5 protein-coding genes and 1 pseudogene are annotated in these 4,838 nt (G+C 62.5%); all 6 read right to left on the reverse strand.

Features of this window, described 5'->3' with window-relative positions:
- Positions 1-904: ParB N-terminal domain-containing protein (locus R5H23_RS16105; RefSeq protein WP_317216034.1), on the reverse strand; the 904-nt coding region annotated here is incomplete at its 3' end.
- Positions 905-957: 53 nt separating this feature from the next.
- Complete coding sequence (locus R5H23_RS16110) at positions 958-1,383, reverse strand: hypothetical protein (RefSeq protein ID WP_211499491.1); 426 nt, start codon at positions 1,381-1,383, stop codon at positions 958-960.
- Positions 1,384-1,572: 189 nt separating this feature from the next.
- Positions 1,573-1,881, reverse strand: coding sequence for a hypothetical protein (locus R5H23_RS16115; RefSeq protein WP_211499490.1), 309 nt, complete (start codon positions 1,879-1,881; stop codon positions 1,573-1,575).
- Positions 1,878-2,219 (reverse strand): hypothetical protein, encoded by a 342-nt coding sequence (locus R5H23_RS16120; protein ID WP_211499489.1) that lies wholly within the window; start codon positions 2,217-2,219, stop codon positions 1,878-1,880. The genes R5H23_RS16115 and R5H23_RS16120 overlap by 4 nt, the downstream gene beginning before the upstream one ends.
- Positions 2,216-2,851 (reverse strand): hypothetical protein, encoded by a 636-nt coding sequence (locus R5H23_RS16125; RefSeq protein WP_211499488.1) that lies wholly within the window; start codon positions 2,849-2,851, stop codon positions 2,216-2,218. Before R5H23_RS16125 ends, R5H23_RS16120 begins: the two co-directional genes overlap by 4 nt.
- A gap of 134 nt (positions 2,852-2,985) precedes the next feature.
- Positions 2,986-4,838: pseudogene (locus R5H23_RS16130) on the reverse strand (lactate dehydrogenase); the annotation flags it as partial.

Below are 4,838 nucleotides of genomic sequence, written 5' to 3' on the forward strand. Positions count from 1 at the left end.
CGCCCATCCAGTTCGTGACGAAGTTATAGCCCTGAGGGCGGAGGGGATACCCATACTCGTCCGTCTCGATCGCGAGCGTTCCTTCGGGACGATGCTCGGCAATCCAGTCTTCCTGCGCCGCCCGAAACGCGGTTGCATCCGTGACGTAGCGATTGTCCTCACTGCCCTGCCCGAACAGATCTTCGGTCCAGACGACGCCATGCTTTTGCGCCAGCGCATCGTCAAACCGGGCATCACGCGCATACCACTCCTCCTGACGCAGGTGCCAGGTGAAGTCACGCCAGTTCACGGTATCATCCGGATCCTCGGCGTTGAGACGATACCCGGCCGGGTCCTCTCCCTCCTCCACGCTCTCGGCAAACATCTCAGCCCAGGCAGCGGCCTGATCCTCCAGCGACGACAGGGCCAGCGTCCGACGCTCTTTCAGGTCGGGGCCGCGGCCAATCTCGATGGCGTGCAGGATTGGCGGATGCAGCTTCGCGAGAAGGGTTAGCCCCTTGAGATAGGCCGGTGTCACCATGAGGGCCACGCAAAGCTGCTGGTCGGTATAGCCAAGTTCTTCGCGCATCCGGGTCACGGCACGCCACTGGTCCGGCTCGGTCATGCCTTCGCGGATCATGTTTTCACTGGCCGCCGCAAGATCCTCAAGACCGTTGTCGACCTTCGTGACATGGACCTGAATTTCCGTCAGACCCGCATAGATCGCCGCTTCCGTGCGTCGATGGCCCGCGATGATCATCAGGCTGCCGTCCCCCAGCTCACGCACGCGCGGCGGATGGACAAGCCCGACTGCGCGGATATTCAGCGCCAGCTGGCGAATGCTCGCCTGACCGGGCTTCGTCTGACGGGGATTGTTCGGGTTCGCGATCAGGGTGTTGGGATCGACAAGGCGCAGTTCGTCCATGATGGGCTCCAGTGATGTCGTAAGGGTGTCAAAAAGGTCTCGTGGGGGAGACGTCAGGCGGTCAGGCTGTGCGCGAGGTGGGAGACCACACGCTCGATATGTTCGACCTCAAGCTGCCGCGTTTCCAGCGTCAGCGTGGCCGAGCCGTAAGACCCGTCTTCGTCATTGTCGTAATCGGTCTGCACGCGGCGGATAACGGTTTCGACGCAGTGCCAGACCACAAGGTCAAAGCTGTTCGGAAACAGAGGGGCAATCGTCTGGTCAGGTCCAAGCGCTGCAACGGCCTTTTCAAGGGACAGACCTTCGAACAGATCCGGTCTGTCGTCCGCTGTCACATGAAGCGTTGTCCACCAGCCTTCTTTGGCCTCGTACTCAACTTTGACCGTCTTCACGCCATGCGCTCGCATCGCCTCAAGGATGAGCGTCAGGTTTGCTCTGAGCGCCACTTCGGCCGCGGGTTGTCCTGCCGGGTCTGACACGCCTCTCTCCTTTTTTCTGTCGTGATGATCTCGGCGCGGGCACGGGGCGTGGTTCCGCGCAAGGCCGCGCGTCAGCGCGCCCGGCCTGAGCCTTGCGCGGAGCCGCGACCTGTGGCGGCTCCCTCTCTCATTTCCGCTTGTTTTCCCGCCCCCTTCTCTTCTCCCTGAGGCAGGCAAGGCGGTGGCGGTTCAGTCGTAAAAAGGCAGCGTCTCGTCGATCGACCCGTCCCGATCGAAGTGGATGTAGTGGCAGTCCTGCTCTCGCGCCTGAACCATCAGGGCGGCCAGTTCGGGAGACACGTCCTGCGGGACGTCCTCCGCCTCGGTGGGAACATAAATCATCCAGCCATAAGGCCCGCCAAGACAGCTTCGCCCTGCTGTGCCCCCGCTGCTGAGATAAAGCTCGCACGCATCGCGCTCTGCGACCGGAAGATGCCCGGTACTGAGATCCAGGTGCCGGCAGACGACGCCTGCGGACGTCGGAAGAACTTCGCTCATGCCCGGGCCTCCGGCCGGACAATGAACGGGGTCAGACAGGTCGCCCCTGTCCAGCGATGAAAGGCCAGAATCATCTCGCCATACTCGTGCGTCTTCGAAAGTGTCCCGTTCAGACGCCTGCGTCTGACATCCTCGGGTGTCAGCACAGGCAGCGCATGGCGGTCCACGAAGTCGGCCTCGGCCTGAGCGGCATCCGCATACGGGCCATGCCAGTCCTTCCGGTTGACCGGATAGGCGTCCACGGTGCGCAGCAGCACCTCACCGCTCGGGTACGTGAAAATTTCCACATTCAGGCCGCACAGGACTTTGGAAGTGGTGGTCTGGTCTGTCTGGCTCATGCTGCGCACTCCGCCAGTGGGATCAGGCCTTTCATGATGGCGTGTCGCTCATGACACGGTCCATGGACTGTTGCCCGGTTATAGACAGGCGCGTCGTCCAGATTGGAGTATGCCAGAAAGATGGCCGCATCCTTCGGGTCACGCAGCAGGTTCAGCCAGGACCACACCGGGGTTTCGCCTGTCATCTCCGGGGCCTTGATGGCGGACAGCTCGTCCACACGCTTCTGGAGCCACGCTGAAACCGGCCCCTTGCGAAGCGCGAATTTTCCCGTGCAGGTCATGCCGCGGTCAAGAAGCGCCTGCGCGCCCACAGCATCCCGCAGAACAGTCCGGCACTTGCGAATATAGGTTTCTGCCTGCGTCCCGCTGACACCGGAGAAGCGCATCCCGCCACCTTCACAGGATGCGGCATACTGCACGACTTCGCGCATGATCTCCCAGTCCTGTCCCGCCCCAATCAGGGACCAGCTTCTCGCGCGCAGCGACCCCCGCCCCTCATAGACATTATTATCGCCACCCAGTTCCATCAGCAGATACTGATCGGCATAAAAGCTGCTATCCGCAACATGAGGGCGCAGGGTCGCTGCCGGAAGTCGCACGGCGGCGAGGTCATAGACGATACGATAGGACATGCTCTCTTCCTCTGATCTCTCTTTCAACCTCTCCGCGGATGCAGGGGCTGCCCGGTGCGGCAAGGCCGCGCGCCAGCGCGCCCGGCCTGAGCCTTGCCGCACCGGGCGGGCCATGCCCGCCCCTTTCCCTCTTCTTATGCTGCCGCTTCTTCTTCCTCGCCTTCTCCCCCATTGTCGTTGACGCTCAGGCTCTCCATCGCGGCCAGTGCCTCGGCGGCATCCGCCTCCCGCCGCGCTGTATCCTCGGCCAGATCCGCCTCCAGAGACGCCATTTCCTCCTCCTTCTCCTCCAGAAGTGCGGCCTCGCGGAACGGCATCCCGTCACGGGCGCGGTAGCCGGGCAGCTTGCGCTCCGTCTCGGCAACCACACGCTGCGCATCCGCAAGCTCGCTATCGAACCGCAGCAACGTGTTCTCGATGCGGGCGATGAACCCGAGCGGCGCGGTGTCGTGATCAAAGTCGATCCCGATCATCCGATCCTCGGCCACGATGGCGATGGTCGCGTCCCATTCCGTCTCACCCATGAACGTCGAACTCCAGGTCTCACACACCAGCTCGAAACCGCCGATCTCGCCCAGTCTCCACCGGCCCTTCTGTTCGGCCCGTTTGGCGGTGCGCGCCTGACCCATCAGCCACCTGCCGGCGTCCTGCCGCTCGGTCAGCACATCCGACTTGCGCACAAGCTGGAACGCCTCCCCCCGTGTCGACTGGCGTTTCGCGATATCCGCCCGGATCTTCGGAATAACGGCTTCGGCCACCCTCTGATCACGCTCGGCCCGCTCGATCGCGCGCCGCACGTTGAACTGGTCGTCGTAATGGGCGGCTTTGAGACGACGCAGACGGGCCAGCTCCGCTTCCAGCCCCGCCTTTTTCATCAGGCGTTCGTCGCCCGAGGCCAGTGCCTTCGCCATGGCAAACTGGTTCGCACTCTCGCCGATATCCTCCAGACGGCGGATCGACCGGTCTCCCGACATGGCCAGACACAGGAAGCGCTGCTTGCGCTCCAGAAGTTGCCAGTTCGTGGCATCCACCGAGCCTTTCAGGGCGTAGGCGTAAATCTGGATGACCGGGTTCTGGTTGCCCTGGCGTTCGATCCGTCCCTCACGCTGGATGATGTCGGCCACCAGCCAGGGCACATCCAGATGGTGCAGGGCAATCAGACGCTGTTGTGCGTTCACGCCCGTGCCCATTGTCGCACTCGATCCGATCAGGATGCGTTTGCGCCCGGAATTGAGATCACGGAACAGTCCCTGCTTGGCGGCACTCTTTTTGTAGTGCTGCATGAAGGCGATCTGATCGCGCGGCACGCCCATCCGCATCAGCTCGTCGCGGATCCACAGATAGGCCGAGAAGCCCCGTTTCTCCAGCGCCGCTTCCGTGCCCAGATCCGAGAAGATCATCTGCACGGCCCCGGGCAGGTCATACGGCTTGCTGGTGTCGGGATCGGCGTAGCGGTTTTCGCTCGTCGCCTTCCAGATGTTGAAGACCCTCGCGATCATGACGTTCAGCTTGTTGCTGGTGTCGTTGTCCTCCGAAGGTCGGACAAAGCGCAGATCAATCGCGGCATGACGCGCATCGTTAATCACGGACAGGATGATATCCTCACCCTTCTGCGGCTTGCCCTTGCGCTCCTCGATCACCTTGATCCGCGCTTCCAGGTCCTTCTGGTAATCGCGAAAGGCGGGTCCGCTGTCTGCGACGATGATCTGTCGGCTGCCCGTGGCGATGTCAGGCAGCTTCACGTACTGGCGCAGGTCGTCCTGCTGCACGACGTCCGCGAAATGCCGGTACATGGCCATCAGATCGGCCACGTTCACGAACTCCGCAAACCGCGTCACAGGCTTGTACAGCCCGCTCGGCTGAAGTTCGAGTTCCGTGCGGGTCTCCCCGAAATTGGCGGCCCACGCATCGAACTCATGCAGGCCACGCTCGATCAGGGCGTCGATCTGCTGGAAGCGCTGCACATTGTACATCTCGCCCAGGGTGT

Origin of the sequence: Gluconobacter sp. GP1, from assembly GCF_032913585.1 — a bacterium.
In the GTDB taxonomy this organism is placed as follows: Bacteria; Pseudomonadota; Alphaproteobacteria; order Acetobacterales; family Acetobacteraceae; genus Gluconobacter; species Gluconobacter cerinus.